The sequence below is a fragment of the Sanguibacter sp. Leaf3 genome, from assembly GCF_001425965.1.
Lineage (GTDB): Bacteria > Actinomycetota > Actinomycetes > Actinomycetales > Cellulomonadaceae > Sanguibacter > Sanguibacter inulinus.
The window spans coordinates 518,009-536,000 of the sequence record NZ_LMRH01000001.1 but is presented as its reverse complement, the minus strand read 5'-3'; the positions used below and the strand labels follow the sequence as shown (position 1 = coordinate 536,000).

Here is a 17,992-nt window from a genome sequence, read left to right as displayed (position 1 = left end):
TACTGACTAGTGGTCAACAAAGAATCTACGACGCTGTTGACCTGAGGTCAACACTGTTGGTAGACAAGAGCCATGAGCCGCGACACACCCCGGACCCGACTCGAGCCCGCCGACCGCCGACGCGAGCTGCTCGTCGTGGCCGAGCGGCTCGCCGCCGCCGACGGGATCGGCAGCCTCAGCACGCAGGCCGTCGCGACGGCCGCCGGGGCGTCCAAGGCGCTGGTGTTCCACTACTTCGGCTCGGTGGTCGGGCTGCAGCGCGCGGTCGTCTCCGCGGCTGTCGACGACCTGCTCGCGGCCCTCGCCGCGACCGAGGGGCCCGTCTCCCCCGAGCGGCCCGTCGTGGTCCTCGACGCCTTCATCACCACGGTGACCGCACGCCGCGAGCTGTGGACGGACATCTGGCGTGGTGCGCTCCACGACGACCCCCAGACCCAGGAGATCCTGGCCGACGCCCGCTCGCTCCTCGTCGAGCGACTCGCACGCCGGTCGACGGCGGTCCACGCGTCGAGCACCTCGCCCACCCCGGACGCCTCCGGAGGGGACCAGCGGCTCGGCCCCGACGCGCTCGCCCTCCTGTCGCGCGGGTGGGTCGCCCTCGCCGAGAACACGACAGCCGCCTGGCTGGCCGGCAGCCCGCTGACCCAGCACGAGCTGCGCGACCTCCTCGTCCGGACGCTCTCGGCCGTCCTGGGAGACCTCACGGGGCCCCTCCCCCGGTGACGCAGCAGGACCGCCGGGCTCGTGCCCGGCGGTCCTGTGCGTCATGGTCTTCTCCTGCTGCCCTGCTACTTCTCGAGCGAGGCGTCCAGCGTGATCGTCGTGCCGGTGAGGGCCTTGGACACCGGGCAGGTGGCCTTCGCGTCCTCGGTCGCCTTGAGGAAGGTGGCCTCGTCGATCCCGGAGACCTCGCCGCGGACCGTGAGCACGATCTTCGTGATCTGGAAGCCGCCGGCCGGGTCGGGGGCGAGCGAGACGTCGGCGCTCACGTCGAGGGAGTCCGGCGTGCCGCCGGCCTCGCCGATGAGCGCGGAGAGCTGCATCGCGTAGCAGGAGGAGTGCGCCGCGGCGATGAGCTCTTCGGGGCTGGTCGTGCCACCCGCCTCGTCAGCTGCGCGCTTGGGGAACGACACGTCGAAGGTCCCTGCCTTCGAGCTGCTGAGCTCGACCTGGCCAGCGCCCTCCTCGAGCGTGCCGTTCCATGCTGTGCGTGCGGTGCGAGTAGGCATGAGGACCTCTTTCACGTCGGGTACGGTTTGTCCCCCTACCGTACCCCTGACCAGGTCGGAGCCCCAGGGCTCGAGCGCACGCACATCTCGCCGCCCCGGGACCACCTGCCTAGACTGGCGACGCGCTCCGACAGGCGCGCGAGACGCCTCACCCCCGGGAGCCGCAGTGGTCGTCCAGCGCACGTGGCACGCAGCGACAGCCCTCCTCGCCGGGACGGGTGTCGTCATGGAGGTGGTCGTCGCCCTCCTCGACGGTCCCGGCGAGGCAGGGTCGATGCTCGAGCGCCTCGTGAGGCTCTTCAGCTATTTCACGATCTTGTCGAACGTCCTCGTGTGCGTCGTCGCGGTCCTGCTCGCGGTCCGACCCGACCGCGACGGGCGGCTGTTCCGCGTCGCCCGCCTCGACGCGATCCTGTGCATCGCCGTGACGGGCATCGTCTACAACGCCGTCCTGCGAGGGCTCGTCGAGCTCTCGGCCGCCGGCGCGGTGTCGAACCTGCTGCTGCACGTGCTCTCCCCTCTGGCCGTCGTCGTCGGCTGGGTGCTCTTCGGGCCGCGCCCGCGGATCGACCGGAGCACCATCGGGTGGTCGCTCGTCGCGCCGCTGGCCTGGATCGCGTACACCTTCGTGCGCGGAGAGATCGTGGGCTGGTACCCGTACCCCTTCCTCGACGCCGCGGAGAACGGCTACGCCTCGGCGCTGCTGAGCACGCTCGTGGTCGCCGTCGTCTTCCTGGTCCTCGCCGCCGGGGTGGGCTGGCTCGACCAGCGGATGAAAGGCGGCGCAGACTCGCCCGGAAATCGTCAAGAACAGGTGACCTCCGGCCGATAGGGAGGGCATGAAGCCACTGCTGCGATCGCACGGACGCACGTCGTCCCCGCAGGCCGACCCGACGCCCGCGGCCCCAGGCCCCGAGGACGGCGCCGTCGTGCTGCGCGAGCCGAGCGTGGTCGAGCTCGTGTGGATGGAAGAGCTCCGCCAGCACCTGCGGGGCCCCGGTGCCGACCTGAGGTCTGTCGGGTACCTCTCGTCCCTGTTCGACGCGTACTGCCGGGCGTGGCACAGGGCCCCCGAGTCGGACCGTTGGGACCCCGACTATCTGGTCGGCGCGCTCGGTGTGGCCCTCGGCGACGTCCTCGTCAAGCAGTGCGGCACCAGCCGCTGGCAGGTGGTGGCCGACGAGCCGCGCACGACAGTCGCCGTGCGCAACGACCTCTTCCGCCGGACCTTCTTCCCTGTCGACGCCGTCGCCCGCCGGTGGCTCACGGCCGAGCTCGGGTGGATGCCCGCCTTCGTCCAGTCGGCCGGCGCTCAGCTCCAGCGTGGCGCGCTGCGCACCCTGGCGTCCCAGAGCCGCTGAGCGGCTGGACCGCTGAGCCGCTAGACGGCTGACCGCCCGAGCACACGACCGACCGGACGATGCCCTGACGACGGCCGAGAGGGCCGGACAACCCGTCCGGCCCTCTCGTCGGTCGGCTGCGGTGCCACCCGCAGCCCCCTGCTGGTGGTGCCGGGGCGCCGAGGCCCCGCCCGCGTCTCAGCGCGTCAGCGCTGGGCCGCGAAGTCCAGGTGCTCCTCGGTGACGGCCACGACCGTCCAGCCGCTGCCGTCGTCTCCCGTGAGCCTGTACGCCGGCACGAGGGCGACGGACCCGTCGGCCGCGTAGACCGTGGTGGTCGTGAGCTCGGCCCCGGTGATCGCCACCTCGGCGACAGGCCACGAGAAGCTGGTCCCCGGGGTCAGGGTCGGCGGGACCGTCGGGACGGCGGCCGGGTCGTCGGAGGGCACCTCGGCCGGGTCGACCCCGACGCCGGGGTCGACCATCTCGGGCGTCTGGACGTCGGCCCTGGCGAAGGGCTGGTCCGCGAGGATCGAGAAGTCCGGGGTCGCGCCGAAGCGGGGGTCGGTGAGCCGGGCCACGGCGGTCGTGGGGCCGACGACGTCGTAGCTGCCGAGGTCGACGAGGGGCGCGAGGGTCCCGCTCAGGCTGTAGATCCCCTCGCTCGAGACGCTGAGCTGCCACGTCTGGCCGGTCGCCCCGGGGCCGGCGACAGGGTAGGCGGTGACAGTCGTGACGTTCTGCGTGCCGGTGTCTTCGACGGTCAGCGTGTACGCGGCCGGGTCGACGCCGAGGGTCGTCATCATGTCGGCGAGCTGCGCGGTGGCGGTCGCGCCGTCGACCGCGACGGCCGTCGAGCCCTCGACCCACGGGTCCTTCGTCGGGTCGCTGTAGTAGAAGCTCGTCGCGGCGTCGGGCTGCACGTCGAGGGTCGGGCCCGTCCAGTCGGTCGACCCGAGGTGCCACGCCCCGTAGACGAGCTCGGGGGTGCCCTCGAGACCGACGAGGGAGGCGATCGCCGAGGCCTTCTCCGAGGTGAAGGCTGCTGACGAGTCGTAGCCGTAGGCGGTGGCCGTGCCCGGCTCGTCGCCGAGGCCGACAGCCGTGAAGAGGGTGCGCATCCCACCGAAGGGCGCGATCATCGACCTGTCGGCCTGCGAGGCAGAGCTCTCCTCGGTCGACGGTGCGCCGAGACCCTGCTGCTGGTCGCCCGCGGCAGTCCCAGCCGGTACGGGGAGAGCCGGTGCGTCGGCAGCCTCGCTCCCGACGCCACCCGCCGTCGGCTCCGGGTCTGCGCCCTGGGCGCCGAAGGCGTATCCGGCGGTCCCCACGGCGACCACGCCGACAGCGGCGGCTGCGACCTGGAGCCAGCGCGAGGGCCGACGGCGCGCGCGGGCCGCGGCGAGGTCGGCGACCCCGTCCTGGCCGGGCACGGCACCGAGGGGCTCCTCGGGAGTGCCGTCGCCGTCACGCGCGCCTGCGGGCTCGTCGCCTGTCGAGGAAGCGACCTTGCGGCTCACGGCGGCCCGGATCGCGGAGAGGTCGGGCTCGGCGGACGCTGCGGGATCGGCCGCACGGAGGCTGTCGTAGGCCTCGTCGGGCTCGTCGCCGTGCTGCTGGGGGGTGCGGTCGGTGGTGTCCATCATGTCCTCCTGGGGGCTGGGCCACCCTGTCGGCCCGTCACCCTGTCTGTGTCGTCAGCGTCGTCGTCCTTGCGCGCCGTACCCCGCGGAAGCTGCGGAGGCTCCGGAGCCGGCGGGTCGGTCGCTCCGTCAGCGCGACCGTCAGCCGGTGGCCTGCCGACGGACGTGGGACCGGACCGCTCCGTCCCCGCCTCAGCCCCTTCCTCCTGCGCCTCCCAGGCAGCCCGGAGCCGGCTGCGGGCCCTGGACAGCGCCGCGTCGGCACCACCGCGCGAGACGCCGAGGACCTCGGCGAGCGCGTCGCCGTCCACGCCGTCCCAGGCCGTGAGCAGCAAGATCTCGCGGTCGCGGTCCGAGAGCGTGGCGAGCGCTGCCCGCACCTCGAGGTCCGCGACGACGAGGAGCTCGGGCGACGTCTGGTCGGGGTCTTCGGGGAGCACCTCGACGAGCACGGGGCGCGAGCGGCGGTGGTGGTTGGCGACGGTGAAGGCCGCGGTCCTGTAGAGCCAGGCGAGCTCGTGCCCCTCGGGGACCTCGTCCCGGCGACGCCACGCGACTGTCAGCACGTCGGCCGTGAGATCGTCGGCGTCGTCGTGCGCGGCACGGCGCGCGACGTACCTGTAGACGCTGCGCGCGTGCTCGCGGAACAGCGCGTCGAACCAGGCCTCGTCGCGGTCTGGGCGGGTCTCGGGCGTCACACGGTCCTCCGGACGTCTCTGCCTGGCGGCCTGCCAGGCATCGTCGGCATGCTCGATGCCGTGACTGGACTGTGTCATCAGCCTGCGCGATCTTGCGCGAGGTCAGGTCTCGGTATGGTCACGGTCTGGCGGAGGGCGCATCCAGGTCCTCGCCCGGTAGGACCGTGGGCACGCGAGGATCGGCGCTGGCCGGGGAGCGTAACCTGTCATCGATCATCACGACGACATCAGGAGCAAACATCTCGAAACGCGCACGCATCTACGGGACGAGCGGGCTGCTCCTCCTGGCGATGCTGGTCTACGCCCTCAACCTGCGGGCCCCCTTCATCTCCCTCGCGCCGATCGTCACGACGGTCGCCGACGGACTCGGTGTCACGCCGGAGACCGTCGGGATCCTCACCGGCATCCCGGTCCTCTGCTTCGCCCTCGTCGCCCCCTTCGCCTCGATGCTCATCGGGCGGGTCGGGATCGAGCGCGCCATCACCCTCTCGCTCTTCGCGGTGTTCGTCGGGACCTGCGTGCGCTCGGCCGGCGGTTTCGAGCTGGCGGTCGTGGGCACAGTGATCATCGGTGCCGCGATCACGATCGGCAACGTCGCGGTCCCCGTCCTCATCGCCCGGGACTTCTCGCAGTCCGCCGGGGCCGTGACAGGTCTGTACACAGGGGCGCTCAACCTCGGCTCGGTCGTCACCACGCTCGTCACAGCGCCGTTGGCCGCGTCCTTCGGGTGGCGCTGGGCTCTCGTCGCGTGGGGCCTGGTGATGATCGTCGCGGCGGTCCTGTGGCAGCGTGCGACGGCCGGCCGCGAGAAGGTGCCTGTCGTCCTGGTGCCCGCGCACGGGACCTCCGACGCCGAGCTCGGGCCCGTCTGGCGGCGCGGCATCGCGTGGTGCCTGACGCTCACCTTCGTGGGCCAGGCCTTCTCCTACTACGCCGTGACCACCTGGTTGCCCAAGATCCTCACGGACACCCAGGGCATGAGCGACTCCGGCGCGGGTGGCGCCGCGTCGATCTTCCAGTTCTTCGGCATCGTCGGGGGTGTCGGGGTCCCGCTGCTCATGTCGCGCCGGATGCCGCTGCGCGCGGTCTTCGCCTGCATGAGCGTGCTCTGGCTCTCGCTCCCCGTCGGCCTGCTCGTGGCCCCTGAGCTGTGGCCGCTGTGGGCCGCGCTCGCCGGGATGTCCCAGGGTGGCAACTTCACGGTGATCTTCACGCTCGTGGTCCAGCGGTCGCGGTCGCAGAGCGAGGCCCGGCGCATGTCGGCGATGATCCAGGGCCTCGGGTACAGCGCCGCTGCCGCCGGGCCGTACGCGATCGGCGCGCTGCACACAGCCACAGACGGATGGACGGTCCCGCTGTTCGTCGTCCTCGGGGCGCTGACGATCATGACTGTCAGCGGGCTCCTCGCGACGGGCGCACGCCGCGAGACCGCGTAGTCGCCATGCCTCCGGCGCCGTCGCGCGGTCAGACGGCTCGTGAGGGTCTGGGCAGCTGACGCACCGCCGTCTGCGGTCCGCCGGCTGCGGTCCCCCTGGCACCCCACCCCCACGGGACGACGAGAGAGGCCGGGCGTTCGCGGCGCCCGGCCTCTCTCGTCGTCTGCTGGTGGCGCGCGGCGGCGCGCCGGCCGGCAGCCCTAGTCCACAGGTTCCAGGGTGGACAGGATCAGACCGGCGGCCGTCGGGGTGAACGGTGCCGGGAAGGCGTAGAGGTCGTCCTCGGTCGGCCACCCCGTGAAGTGCTCGGTGTCGTAGAAGGTCTGCGACGCGGAGAGGATCAGCGGGATGTACGGCAGGTCTTCGACGATCTTCTCCTGGATGACGCCGTAGGCCTCGAGCTTGGTCGCCGCGTCGTCGGTCACCGAGGCGGCCTCGACAGCCGCGTCGACCTCGGGGTCGGAGTACCGCGAGAAGTTCCAGGCGCCGAGCGGGACCTCTTCGCCCACCGGAGCCGTCGTCCCCGTGGTGAACCAGTCGTGGTAGATCTGGAACGGGTCGGCGACCGACGTGCCGCTCACCCCGCCGATGATCAGCTGGAACTCACCGCTCTGGCGGGCGTCGGCAAACTCGCTCTGCGAGACCGTCGTCGCCGTGACCTGGATGCCTGCCGCCGAGACCTGCTCGGCGATGAGCTTGGCCGCGGAGTTGTAGTCGTTCCAGCCGTCGACCGAGACGAGGGTCATCTCGACCCGCTGACCGTCCTTGGCGTAGACGCCGTCGGCGTCGGGGGCGTAGCCGGCCTCGTCGAGGATGGCCTGGGCGGCCTCGACGTCCCTCTGCTGCGGGCTCTGGGACGGCATGCCCGGCGCCACCCACTGGTCGTCACGTCCTGGCAGGGCGAAGGTCGGGGACGCCGCCCCGCCGACGCCGGCGAAGGCCTTCTCGTTGATGGACGACCTGTCCAGGGCTGCGTCGATCGCCTGGCGGACGGCGACGTCCGTCTGGGGTCCCTCGCACCCCATCTCGGCGTTCGCGCAGGTGTAGATGACCGTCGCGGTGCTGTAGAGCGGCAGGTACCCCATGCGGCCGTCGGCCGTGATCGACTCGGGCTCGGGCGAGAACATGCTGACCCAGTCGATCTTCCCCGTGCGGATGAGGTCTTCGGCCGACTGGTTGCTGTCGATGCCGAGGTAGCGGACCTTCTTGACCGCGGGCTTGCCCTCTTCGCGGTACTCGGGGTTCGCGACGATCGTGTAGGCCGAGGTCGAGACGTTGTCGACGATGTACGGTCCGGTGCCCACAGGCTCGGCGTCGGCGAAGGCCGTGGTGTCCTCGATCGTCGACCAGATGTGCTCGGGGACGATGTAGGTCGACCCGAGGACCGTGAACTCGTTGGTGTACTGCGGGCCGTCGAAGACGAACTTCACGGTGGTCTCGTCGACGGCCTCGACCGAGGTGATCCACTCCTGCGAGGCGAAGGGCTGCTCGAAGGTGAAGACGACGTCGTCGGCCGTGAAGGGCTCGCCGTCGCTCCAGGTGACTCCCGACTTCAGGGTGACCGTGAGCTCGGAGCCCGTGTCGTCGAAGGCGAAGGACTCTCCGAGCAACGGTGTCGGGTCTCCGGCGGCACCCTTGTTGTAGTAGTACAGCGTCTCGTAGATCGCCCCTGACGACGCGTGCAGCGCTGTCGGCGAGTACGGGTTGAAGTTGGCGGTGATCGGCGTCTGGCTCCCGGCGAAGACGTTGAGCACGCGGTCTTCGCCCTCGCCGCCACCTGCTCCGGCGCCGCTGCTGGAGCACCCGGCGACCACCAGCGTCATGCTCGAGGCCAGCGCCACCGCGGCCAGAGCTCGGTTGCGCCCCGTGGATAGAAACATCATCGGTCCTCTCGTCCAGGGCGACGCGGACGCGTCGCCGCCTCCCTGCGGAGGCTCTGGATGCAATCTAGCAAAGAACCTTCAGAGATTCTCCCGAGTTAGTAACTTCGCTACATGATCGAAACATGCGGTGACCTCCCGGACACACGAGCCTCACTCTGAGGCGTCTGCGGCCTCCTGCGCCCGGCGGTCTCGCACGAACTCTCGGAGGTACTCGAGCATGTCGGGCGAGGGTGACGAGCCGAGGCCGAACTCGGCGGCGAGCTCTTCGGGCGTGGGCTCGTCGTCTGGGTCCGGGTCGGGGCCCACGAGCGCGCGGAGCGACTCCGCGAGCCACCGCACCTCCTCAGGACCGACGGGCTCGCCGTCTGAGATCTTCGCCTCGATCGAACGGAGCGTGGGGGCCATCTGTCCTCCTGGGTCGGTGCACCGCAGCGGGCGCCTGTGAGTCGGTGCCGCGCCGGGTCGTCGAGCGCCGACGACCTCGTCGAGGCTACCCGCGGCCGCGGGAGGTCAGCCCGCGCTGCGCAAGACGCGGGCCTCGATCTTCGCGCGGTCCCGAGGGTGCATCTTCTCGACCCTGCGGACCAAGACCTCGACGGGCACGTCGAGCTGGTCGGCCACGGCGGCCGTGTCCCCCGGGTAGGCGGCCACGGCGTCGGCGATGACGTCGACGTTTCCCAGCAGCCGGCGCGCCGCGAGCATGTCGGCCTCACGCTCGACCCGCCGCGCGAAGTACCCCTCGACGAGCGAGACGTGCCCGAGGTCGACGTGCGCGAGCTCGTGCGCCAGCGTCGCCCGGCGCCACGGGCGGTCCAGGTTCTCGTCGATGAGGATCATGTTCTCGCTGCGCACCCAGACGCCGCGCGCCGGTGCGATGTCGCACCGCTCGATGTCCAGGTGCGGATGACGCACCTCGGCGTCCTTCCACGGGCTGTAGCTCATGCAGACCCCCTCTGCCTCGCGACCGGCTGACGCCGGGACAGACCATCCTGCGCCCGACCGCTGACACGGACCCCGCCGGCCAGCCCTGAGCGGCACCTCAGAGGGCACCTCGGGAGCGGCGGATCTCCCGGGCCCGCTCGAGGTACGTGAGCTTTGCGGCCGCCACGGCCTCGGCACGCTCGCTCGGGTCGAGGTCGGAGAAGACCTCCGGGTCGATGTCGAGCAGGACACCCGAGGCAGGCGAGTCCGCAGGCTCGCCCGGAGCGTCGACGTCGCCGCTCAGGTCCTCGCCCGCGCCGAGCCTGTCCAGGCGACCGGGCGGCCAGCCGAGGAAGGCCTCGATCTTGCCGAGGCTGCCGCTGCGCGGCCAGCGGACGCCGTTGAGGAAGTCGTTGACGGTGTCGACGGAGAGACCGCCCTGGATCGCCAGCTGGCGGGGTGTCACCCCGCGTCGCCGCAGCTCGGTGGCCACGGCCTCGCGGGCCCTGTCGTCGTGGTCGAGAGGCATGAGGGCTCCCTTTCGCGTCGGTCCGTCGTCTTCAGGGCACCCTACACCAAAGACGCAGGATCATGACCGGAGATGAAGGTCTTAACGGAACTGCTTCGCGGGTGGCGACGAAGTAGCGCGTTGAACTTGTCGGAACATGGTGTAACCATCGATGGCACCCGACACCGACGAACGACGCCGGAGGACGACCTGACCGATCGAAGGACGCTCATGGACACACTCACCCTCACCCGACCCGAGACCATCCCGACAGCACGCGCCACCCCTCCCGAGACCACCCCTCCCGAGACAGCCCCCCGAGCCACGCTCCGGCGTCTCGAGCTGGACTGGGTCAGCGACGCCGCCTGCTACGGTGCAGACCCGGCGCTGTTCGACCCCGTCAACCGCCACGTCGCGGCCCGCGCGACGGCGATCTGCGCAGCCTGCCCGGTCCGCCGCGCCTGCCTGCTCGACGCCCTCGAGGACGAAGAAGACACCGCCTACGGTCCGTGGCTGGTCCGCGGGGGCATGACCCCCAAGGAACGCCGGGACCTCCGCGGCCCCTCGCGCGCAGCACTCGTCGACGAGCTGCGGGCTTCGCCGGCACCGGCACCGGTCCGATGAGCTGGGTGCCGACGGCCGTGAGCCTCGTCGTCGGCACCGTCGGGGCCGGCGGGCTGGCCGCGCTGCTCCGGGTCGCCCACGACCACGCGATCGCCCGACGCACGGCCCTGCGCGACGACGACGCCGCCGGCGACGCGCACTGGTCTTCTCTCGTCGAGGCCCAGACCCGCTCGTTGCTCGAGCCGCTCCAGCAGCAGGTCGACAGGCACGCCGCGCGGATCGGCGAGCTCGAGGCCGAGGTCCGCGAGGTGCGCGACCGCCACTGGCGCGCGCTGCGCCTCATCAACGCGCTCTATGCGCACATCGCGCGGCACAGCGCCCCCGACGCACCGCCACCACCCCCGCTCCCCGCCGACCTCGGCGACTGACACGGTCTGGAGGACCGCATGAGCACAGAGCACGAGACCTTCGAAGTCACAGACCCGCCGCCCGACCCCCCGGAGGAGACCGACCCCGTGGGCGGCCACGACCTCGTGACCTCGTGGTTGCGCACGACAGTCCCGGCGATCTGGGGCGCGTCGGTCACGGCCGGGCTGGCCGCCGTCGAGCCGCACCTCCCCGCCTGGGCAGCCACCCCTCTCGGCGCGGCACTCGGGGACGAGTCGACGACGCTCCTCGTCACCGTGGCGGCCGTCGCGGGGTGGCACGCCGCCTGGCGACACCTCGAGGCGCGCGCCCCGAGGTGGGTCGTCCGGCTCGCGCTGGGCTCGCCTCGGCAGCCCTCGTACGACGACACCGCGACCAGCAGCGCTCGGCACGCGTCCCGCAGCCGGAGCAGACCTGACCCTGATGCGTCTGCACCTCGCACGGCGACCATCAAGTCCTGATCCTTGATCTGCCGTGATCAAGTCGCACGACTGGACGAGGGCCTCTCCGCGCTCGAGGCCAGCCCGGGCTCAGGGCCCGACACAGGGTCTAGGGCGAGGCCGACGGACCTCATAGTCTCGAACACATGTTCGACAGCAGTCGAGCAGAAGCAGTCCAGATCAACGACAGACCGACACCAAGAAGGAGGTACACCATGGCCGTCTCGCAGAACGGCTGGCCGGCGATCGAGTCGGGCAGCGACCCGCGGCTCAGCCTCACCCCGTGGGTGACCGGCAGGATCCTCGCCGGCTCCGTCTGCACAGTGCTCAGCCACGTCGCACGACGGTTCCACGCCGAGGTCGAGAGCGTCACCGTCGCCAGCTCGTGGGGATGGGCCTACAGGCCGATCTCCGGCAGCACCGACATCTCGAACCATGCCTCGGGCACCGCGATCGACCTCAACGCCCCGCGCCACCCGCTCGGAGCGAGCGGGACGTTCACGGCAGCACAGGTAGCCGTCATCCGAGACATCCTCCGGGAGGTCTCCCCGGCCGTCCGCTGGGGCGGCGACTACTCGGGCCGCAAGGACGAGATGCACTTCGAGATCAACACCACGAGGGCGACCGTCGACACGGTCGCGGCACGCCTCGTACCCACCCGCACCACCACACGACGAAGGGAAGGCAAGAAGATGATCTACCGCTCTGGAGGACGCTACGCCCCGCTGGTCCACGGCATCTACGCCCACAACGGGGGCTGGGTCGAGCTCCGCTCGGCCGAGGAGCGCACCAACCTCATGGCAGCGGGGGTGCCCGAGGTCTGGATCCTCGAGCAGTCGCTGCTCAACCTCATGCAGGACTCGCGCGCCTGACGCCCCGCGAGCGCAGGCCGGCCCGGCCACCGCACGGCAGACCGGGTCGGCACGCGTCGTCACCTCGACCCCTCGCCCCGGGATCGCCTCTGGCCCCGGGGCGAGGCCTCGTCGTCACGCCGGGATCGCGCGACGACCATCAGCCCCTCCGAGGAGACCCCCGTGGCACTGTCCAGACAGCTCACCCCCACCCCCGTCCTGCTCGACTTCCTCGCCTGGGCGGCTCGCGCCGGCTACTCCGTCCGGGAGCACCCGCACTACGGAGGCGTGACACCCGGCGTCCACAGGCCTGGCTCGTGGCATGGCGACGGGCTCGCCGCAGACCTCAACCACGGCTCGAACGGCTGGACCGAACGCGCTCGGCTGCTCGTCGCCCTCGGGGAGGCGGAGCGCGTCGGCCTCGCGGTCACCTTCTCCCGCGACGGCGTGGTGGGGTCGGCGCGCACCCACCAGAACCACCTGCACGTCGACGTCGGCGAGTGGTCGAACCTCGGGCGAGGGCTGGTGCGGCGCACACCGCCGCGGGGCACTGCTGCGGCCGGTGCAGCGCGACCTGGGACCACAGCAGACCCCGTGCTGCGGTCGGTCCAGGCTCGGCTCAACCGGGACTACCCCGCGTACTCACGGCTCGTCGTCGACGGCCTCGACGGACCGGCGACCCGAGCGGCAGTGACGGAGTTCCAACGCAGGTCAGGCCTCGTCCCGGACGGTGTCGCGGGGCCTCTGACGCGCGCCCGGCTCGGCCTCCCCTGAGGCGTCGAGGTCGGACCGAGCAGGGTCTCGGGCACGACGAGCGGAGCTCGTAGATTCCTCCAGGTCCTCGACCCCGGTCGCCACGGGCAGCCCCAGACGGGCCCGTCGGACCGGCTGGGGCACACCCAGCGATCACCATCTGCACCATCCGGAGCCCGGCAGACCCGAGCTCCGGACCATCACCCCACCACGAAAGGAGCACACCATGTGGAGCAACCCGTGCACAGGGCCGATCACCTCGCGGTTCGGCCCTCGTACCCCGCCGGCAGGCGGCGCCTCGTCGATGCATCTCGGCACAGACATCGGCGCACCGTCCGGCACACCGGTCTACGCAGCCGCCACAGGAACCGTCACGTTCTCGCAGGCCACCCCCACCGGGGGCAACGAGGTCTGGATCCAGCACGCCGGAGGGATCCTCACCAAGTACCTGCACCACTCGACAGTCCGGGTCTCACGCGGGCAGGTCGTCGCGCAGGGACAGCAGATCGGCACCGTCGGCAAGACCGGCACCGCCACGGGCAACCACCTGCACTTCGAGACGCACGTGAACGGCACCCCGCAGGACCCACAGCCGTTCATGGCCGCCCGGGGGATCACCCTCGGTACCGGCGCACCCACCACACCAGCACAGGAGGACGACATGATCTATCTGCGAATCATCGACGGCTCGGGCGACGGCCGACTCAACAAGGGCGACGTCTTCGAGGTCGGCGAGCTCACCGCCGACAGGCTCAGCGCGCAGCAGTTCGAGGACATCCGGTCCACCGTCGAGCCGCGCATGAAGGACGCCACCGCCGCAGCCGTGGACCGCATCGCCAACCGCGTCGCCGCACGACGGACCCACATCTTCGGGCCCGACAAGGGCGGCAAGTAGCCGCACGCGACGGAGCGCCCTGCTCCGTCGGAAGGTGCCGGCCGACCGGTCGGCAGCACCTCTCGGCCCCTGACCGTGCGTCAGGTGCCCAGACGACAGAAGGAGGCAGCCCATGGCTGTATCTCAGAACGGGTGGCCGGCCATCGGGGCCGGGACGGACACCCGGCTCGCGCCGTTCCCGTGGGTGACGGGCAGGGTCCTCTCGGGCCCGGTCTTCACAGTCCTCGAGCACGTAGCGCGTCGTTTCAACGCCGAGGTCGAGGGCATCACCGTCTCGTCCTCGTGGGGGTGGGCGTACCGCGCCATCGAGGGCAGCTCCGATCTCTCCAACCACGCCTCGGGGACTGCGATCGACCTCAACGCTCCGCGACACCCTCTCGGGGCGAGCGGGACCTTCACAGGAGCTCAGGTCGCCGCGATCCGGCGCATCCTGGCCGACGTCTCCCCGGCAGTGCGCTGGGGCGGCGACTACTCGGGCCGCAAGGACGAGATGCACTTCGAGATCACCACCGGCGCCGCCACCGTGGCGGCCGTCGCAGCACGACTGACCGGAGGAACTCCCCCGGGCAGCACACCAGCACAGGAGGACGACATGATCTATCTGCGAATCATCGACGGCTCGGGCGACGGCCGACTCAACAAGGGCGACGTCTTCGAGGTCGGCGAGCTCACCGCCGACAGGCTCAGCGCGCAGCAGTTCGAGGAGCATCTTGAGGAGGACCTGCTCGGCCGAGACGGAGTCCTGGTAGGACCTGACGGTCCCGGGTGCAGCGGCAGGGGCGGCCTCAGCCCCGGTCTCCGTAGCCCCAACCCCAGCCCCAGCAACCCCGCCGAATCATCGACGGCTCGGGCGACGGCCGACTCAACAAGGGCGACGTCTTCGAGGTCGGCGAGCTCACCGCCGACAGGCTCAGCGCGCAGCAGTTCGAGGACATCCGGTCCACCGTCGAGCCGCGCATGAAGGACGCCACCGCCGCAGCCGTCGACCGGATCGCCAACCGCGTCGCCGCACGACGGACCCACATCTTCGGGCCCGACAAGGGCGGCAAGTAACCGCAGGCACGTCCAGGGCTCGACCGGCCAGGCCATGGCGGCGGAGGTCTGAGGTCTGAGGTCTGAGGTCTGAGGTCTGAGAACGCAGAACGGCCCGGTCCCCCCGCAATGGGGACCGGGCCGTTCGTGGTGCTGGAGCCGCCTATCAGAATCGAACTGATGACCTTCTCATTACGAGTGAGACGCTCTACCGACTGAGCTAAGGCGGCCGACCTCTCCTGTGCCCGGAGACGAGTCACTGACACAGGTGAAGAACCGCGCTCAGCCTACAAGCGATCTGCCGCGACGCCAAAACGACGGACTGTGTGATGCTCCGCACGTCCCGTGACCAGCAGCGACGTGCGGCACACGCCGCGCGGTGCACGTCACCTCGAGGCCCTGTGACCAGGGCCCCGAGACAGCCTTCAGGCCGGTCAGCAGACCAGGCCCTCGTCGGGGACGGTCCCGTCGACGAAGTACTCGTCCACGGTGTCGAGGACGCAGGAGTTCGACTGGCCGTAGGCCGTGTGGCCCTCGCCCTCGTAGGTGACGAGGACACCGGACTCGAGCTGCTCGGCCAGGCCCTGCGCCCACACGTAGGGGGTCGCGGGGTCGTTCGTCGTCCCGATGACGAGGATCGGCGCGGCGCCGCTCGCGGCGAGGTCGCCGGTCTTCTCGGCCTGCGGGAAGGGCCAGTCCGCGCAGCCCAGACCGCCGTAGGTGAAGAACTGCCCGACCGTCGGGGCCTCGGCCTCGATCTCAGCAGCCTCGGCGTCGAGCGTGGCCATGTCGACCTCGGTGCGGGAGTCGAGGCAGTTGATCGCCCTGAAGGCCTCGCCCTGGTTGTCGGCGTAGGTGCCGTCGGTGTTGCGGGAGTTGTAGCTGTCGGCCGAGGCGAGCAGGCCGCTGCCGTCCCCGTCGGAGATCGCGGAGTCGAGGGCGTCCGTGAGCTGACCCCAGAGCTGCTGGGAGTACAGCGGCTGTGCGATGCCGTAGAAGGCGAGGGTCTGCGTCAGCGGACGCGCCGGGTCGCCAGTTGGCATGGGGTTGGCGAGGATCTGGTCGAGCAGACCAGACACCTGCGCGAGCGCCTCGTCGGTCGTCCCGGTGAGCGGGCAGCTGCCGCTCGCGAGGCAGTCGTCGACGAAGGCCGTGAGGGCGTTCTCGAAGCCGACGGCCTGCTGCAGGCTCATCTCGTGGTCGGTGAGACGCAGGTCGATCGCACCGTCGAGGACCATCCGGCCCACGTTCTCCGGGTACAGACCGGCGTAGGTCGCCCCGAGCTGGGTGCCGTAGGAGTAGCCGAGGTAGTTGAGCTTCTCGTCGCCGACCACGTGGCGGATCACGTCCATGTCGCGCGCCGAGGACTGCGTGTCGACCTCGCCGAGCACCGGACCGGTGTTCTCCAGGCACTTCTCGCCGAAGGCCTTCGCATCGGCGCGCATCTCGGCGAGCCCGGCCTCGTCGGAGGTGTACGTCTTCGCGTCGGAGACGTCACGCTCGGCGTCGGACAGGCAGCTGACAGGGCTCGACTCGCCGACACCGCGGGGGTCGAAGCCGAGCACGTCGAAGTTCTCGAGCAACGGCAGGCCGAAGAGGAAGGGCACGTACTGCACGAACTCCACACCCGAGCCGCCGGGACCGCCGGGGTTGATGAGGACTGTGCCCTGCTTCTTGCCCGAGGCGGGGTAGCGCTTGGCGCCGAGCGTGATGGTGTCGGCGGCCGGGTCGTCCCAGTCGAAGGGCACCTCGATGTCGGCGCACTCGAAACCGCTGCCGCAGTCGGACCAGTCGACAGTCTGCTCGTAGAAGGGCAGGAGGTCCGCCTCGATCCCGTCGGTGCTCAGCGCGTCACCCGAGGGCGCCGTGGTGCCCGTGTCGGCCTGCTGGTCCACGTCGGTCTGGACCTTCGAGCCGGGGTCGCTGCACGCCGCGAGGACGAGGGAGACTCCGGCGAGGGCGGCCGCAGCGCGCAGCAGCCTGCTGCGGCGCGGGGACCGGCTGGCGGGCAGCGCGGCGGAGCCGGGCGCAGAGGGTGCTGGAGAGGACGCAGGTGTCGCGTGGAGGGCTGAGGTCACGGAGCCAACCTATCGACTGCACGTCGTCGTGCCCAACGAGACGACCGTCCTGTGGACCACGGACCGGGCTATGGCCCTGTGGACCATCACCACCAGCCGCCCGCCGGCCGACCGGCTGTCGCTCAGCCCGGGCCCCGGGCCGCCATCCAGCCTCCTGCTCAGCCCTGCGGCCGCAGCGCGATCGCCATCGCCTCGAGCGCGAGGACCGGCGACACGTTGCCTCCCAGCCGCGTGCGGGCGACGCCGATCGCGTCCATCCGCCGCACGGTCTGCTCCGGGGTCGACTCCTCGGCGAGCGCCTGGACGGTCTCCGCGAGCTCGGTGTTGACGAGGTCGACCTGCGCGCCGAGCTGGACCACCAGCACGTCGCGGTAGAGGGAGAGCAGGTCGACCATCGACCTGTCGAGCACGTCACGCTGGCGCCGGGTCGCACGCCTCTTCTGGTCGTCCTCGAGCTGCTTGACCTGCGAGCGCAGCGACGGCGGCAGCGTCTGGCTGCCCTCGGCGCCGAGCGAGCGCAGCAGCTCGGCCTTCTCGGTCGCGTCACGCTCCTCGGTCGCCGACCTCGCCTCGGCCTGCGCGACCTCGACGAGCTCACCGGCGGCGATGACCGCGTCGGGCACCCCGCGGATCTTGCGGGCGATCGACAAGACCGACGAGCGGCGCTGGCGGGCACCGGCGTCGCGCGCCAGACGCCGCGCGAGGCCGATGTGGGACTGCGCGGCGCGGGCGCTCGCGAGGGCGACGGCCGGCTCGATCCCGTCACGGGACTCGAGCAGCGCGGCGACGTCCTCGACAGGCGGGATGCGCAGGCTCACGCCGCGGCAGCGCGAGCGGATGGTGACCATGACGTCCTGCGGGCTGGGTGCGCAGAGCAGCCAGACCGTGCGCGGCGGCGGCTCTTCGATCGCCTTGAGCAGCACGTTGGTGGTGCGCTCGGCCATGCGGTCGGCGTCCTCGACGAGGATCACCCGCCACCGTCCCTGCGAGGGGGTGCGGGAGGCGAGGGTGATGAGCGAGCGCACCTCGTCGATCGCGATGGTGACCTTCTCGGTCGCGACGACCGTGAGGTCGGCGTGGGTCCCGGCGAGGGTCGTGGTGCAGGCGTGGCAGTGGCCGCAGCCGCCCTGCTCGCACTGGAGCGCGGCGGCGAAGGCACGGGCAGCGTTGGACCGGCCTGACCCGGGCGGTCCGGTGAGGAGCCAGGCGTGGGTCATCGCCGACGGGTCGGCGATCGCGCCCCGCAGGGTCGCGACGGCGGTGTCCTGCCCGACGACGTCGTCCCAGACCGACAC

The 17,992-nt window shown here is 71.3% G+C and carries 20 protein-coding genes and 1 tRNA gene; 11 read left to right on the top strand and 10 right to left on the bottom strand.

The features are described 5' to 3' along the window. Window positions 1–72: 72 nt before the first annotated feature. The gene (locus ASG53_RS02345; RefSeq protein ID WP_056127947.1) at window positions 73–723 is read left to right on the top strand and encodes a TetR/AcrR family transcriptional regulator; all 651 of its coding nucleotides are present in this window, start codon (window positions 73–75) and stop codon (window positions 721–723) included. Window positions 724–788: 65 nt separating this feature from the next. On the opposite strand, the gene ASG53_RS02340 is transcribed toward ASG53_RS02345, so the two are convergent. Further along, entirely contained in the window at window positions 789–1,229 is a 441-nt protein-coding gene (locus ASG53_RS02340; protein WP_056127944.1) for an OsmC family peroxiredoxin, read from the bottom strand. 166 nt (window positions 1,230–1,395) lie between these two features. Between ASG53_RS02340 and ASG53_RS02335 the strand changes: the two genes are divergently transcribed. Together ASG53_RS02335 and ASG53_RS02330 are read left to right on the top strand one after the other, a co-directional pair. Then, entirely contained in the window at window positions 1,396–2,061 is a 666-nt protein-coding gene (locus ASG53_RS02335) for a Pr6Pr family membrane protein (RefSeq protein ID WP_056127941.1), read from the top strand. A 7-nt stretch (window positions 2,062–2,068) separates the two neighbouring features. Then, on the top strand, window positions 2,069–2,590 hold the full coding sequence (locus ASG53_RS02330; RefSeq protein WP_056127937.1) for a DUF3806 domain-containing protein: 522 nt from the start codon (window positions 2,069–2,071) through the stop codon (window positions 2,588–2,590). Window positions 2,591–2,775: 185 nt separating this feature from the next. Here ASG53_RS02330 and ASG53_RS02325 read toward each other — a convergent pair whose 3' ends face one another. Both ASG53_RS02325 and ASG53_RS20240 read right to left on the bottom strand, forming a co-directional pair. After that, the gene (locus ASG53_RS02325) at window positions 2,776–4,212 is read right to left on the bottom strand and encodes a hypothetical protein (protein ID WP_056127933.1); all 1,437 of its coding nucleotides are present in this window, start codon (window positions 4,210–4,212) and stop codon (window positions 2,776–2,778) included. Further along, window positions 4,212–4,910, bottom strand: coding sequence for an RNA polymerase sigma factor (locus ASG53_RS20240; protein ID WP_327286182.1), 699 nt, complete (start codon window positions 4,908–4,910; stop codon window positions 4,212–4,214). The genes ASG53_RS02325 and ASG53_RS20240 overlap by 1 nt, the downstream gene beginning before the upstream one ends. Before the next feature lie 290 nt (window positions 4,911–5,200). On the opposite strand from ASG53_RS20240, the gene ASG53_RS02315 reads away from it, so the two are divergent. Beyond that, window positions 5,201–6,346, top strand: a complete 1,146-nt coding sequence (locus ASG53_RS02315) for an MFS transporter (protein ID WP_056127930.1) — start codon at window positions 5,201–5,203, stop codon at window positions 6,344–6,346. Window positions 6,347–6,546: 200 nt separating this feature from the next. Here ASG53_RS02315 and ASG53_RS02310 read toward each other — a convergent pair whose 3' ends face one another. From ASG53_RS02310 to ASG53_RS02295, 4 genes are all read right to left on the bottom strand, one after another. After that, a complete protein-coding gene (locus ASG53_RS02310) occupies window positions 6,547–8,226 on the bottom strand; it encodes an ABC transporter substrate-binding protein (protein ID WP_056130515.1) in 1,680 nt (559 codons plus the stop codon). 153 nt (window positions 8,227–8,379) lie between these two features. Then, window positions 8,380–8,634, bottom strand: a complete 255-nt coding sequence (locus ASG53_RS02305) for a hypothetical protein (protein ID WP_056127928.1) — start codon at window positions 8,632–8,634, stop codon at window positions 8,380–8,382. A 105-nt stretch (window positions 8,635–8,739) separates the two neighbouring features. Next, entirely contained in the window at window positions 8,740–9,171 is a 432-nt protein-coding gene (locus tag ASG53_RS02300) for an ImmA/IrrE family metallo-endopeptidase (RefSeq protein WP_056127925.1), read from the bottom strand. Window positions 9,172–9,268: 97 nt separating this feature from the next. Continuing rightward, window positions 9,269–9,679, bottom strand: a complete 411-nt coding sequence (locus ASG53_RS02295; RefSeq protein ID WP_056127922.1) for a helix-turn-helix domain-containing protein — start codon at window positions 9,677–9,679, stop codon at window positions 9,269–9,271. 210 nt (window positions 9,680–9,889) lie between these two features. Here ASG53_RS02295 and ASG53_RS02290 point away from each other — a divergent pair, with 210 nt between their 5' ends. The 7 genes from ASG53_RS02290 to ASG53_RS02260 all read left to right on the top strand — a co-directional run bounded on the left by ASG53_RS02290 (window position 9,890) and on the right by ASG53_RS02260 (window position 14,548). Beyond that, window positions 9,890–10,282 carry a WhiB family transcriptional regulator gene (locus ASG53_RS02290; protein WP_056127918.1) on the top strand — a complete coding sequence of 131 codons (393 nt, stop codon included), beginning with the start codon at window positions 9,890–9,892 and terminating at the stop codon, window positions 10,280–10,282. Beyond that, entirely contained in the window at window positions 10,279–10,650 is a 372-nt protein-coding gene (locus ASG53_RS02285) for a hypothetical protein (RefSeq protein ID WP_056127915.1), read from the top strand. The genes ASG53_RS02290 and ASG53_RS02285 overlap by 4 nt, the downstream gene beginning before the upstream one ends. A gap of 18 nt (window positions 10,651–10,668) precedes the next feature. Continuing rightward, window positions 10,669–11,109 (top strand): hypothetical protein, encoded by a 441-nt coding sequence (locus ASG53_RS02280; protein ID WP_056127911.1) that lies wholly within the window; start codon window positions 10,669–10,671, stop codon window positions 11,107–11,109. Window positions 11,110–11,303: 194 nt separating this feature from the next. Then, the gene (locus ASG53_RS02275; RefSeq protein ID WP_056127909.1) at window positions 11,304–11,960 is read left to right on the top strand and encodes a M15 family metallopeptidase; all 657 of its coding nucleotides are present in this window, start codon (window positions 11,304–11,306) and stop codon (window positions 11,958–11,960) included. 162 nt (window positions 11,961–12,122) lie between these two features. Further along, window positions 12,123–12,713 (top strand): peptidoglycan-binding domain-containing protein, encoded by a 591-nt coding sequence (locus ASG53_RS20055; RefSeq protein WP_056127907.1) that lies wholly within the window; start codon window positions 12,123–12,125, stop codon window positions 12,711–12,713. Between the two features lie 205 nt (window positions 12,714–12,918). Then, window positions 12,919–13,587 (top strand): M23 family metallopeptidase, encoded by a 669-nt coding sequence (locus ASG53_RS02265; protein WP_056127904.1) that lies wholly within the window; start codon window positions 12,919–12,921, stop codon window positions 13,585–13,587. A gap of 112 nt (window positions 13,588–13,699) precedes the next feature. Further along, window positions 13,700–14,548: a M15 family metallopeptidase gene (locus ASG53_RS02260; RefSeq protein WP_056127901.1), complete on the top strand. Its 849-nt coding sequence runs from the start codon at window positions 13,700–13,702 to the stop codon at window positions 14,546–14,548. Between the two features lie 225 nt (window positions 14,549–14,773). On the opposite strand, the gene ASG53_RS02255 is transcribed toward ASG53_RS02260, so the two are convergent. From ASG53_RS02255 to ASG53_RS02245, 3 genes are all read right to left on the bottom strand, one after another. Continuing rightward, a tRNA-Thr gene (locus ASG53_RS02255) sits at window positions 14,774–14,849 on the bottom strand. 204 nt (window positions 14,850–15,053) lie between these two features. Then, window positions 15,054–16,697 carry an alpha/beta hydrolase gene (locus ASG53_RS02250; protein ID WP_082543721.1) on the bottom strand — a complete coding sequence of 548 codons (1,644 nt, stop codon included), beginning with the start codon at window positions 16,695–16,697 and terminating at the stop codon, window positions 15,054–15,056. 158 nt (window positions 16,698–16,855) lie between these two features. Next, complete coding sequence (locus ASG53_RS02245; protein WP_056127899.1) at window positions 16,856–17,992, bottom strand: DNA polymerase III subunit delta'; 1,137 nt, start codon at window positions 17,990–17,992, stop codon at window positions 16,856–16,858.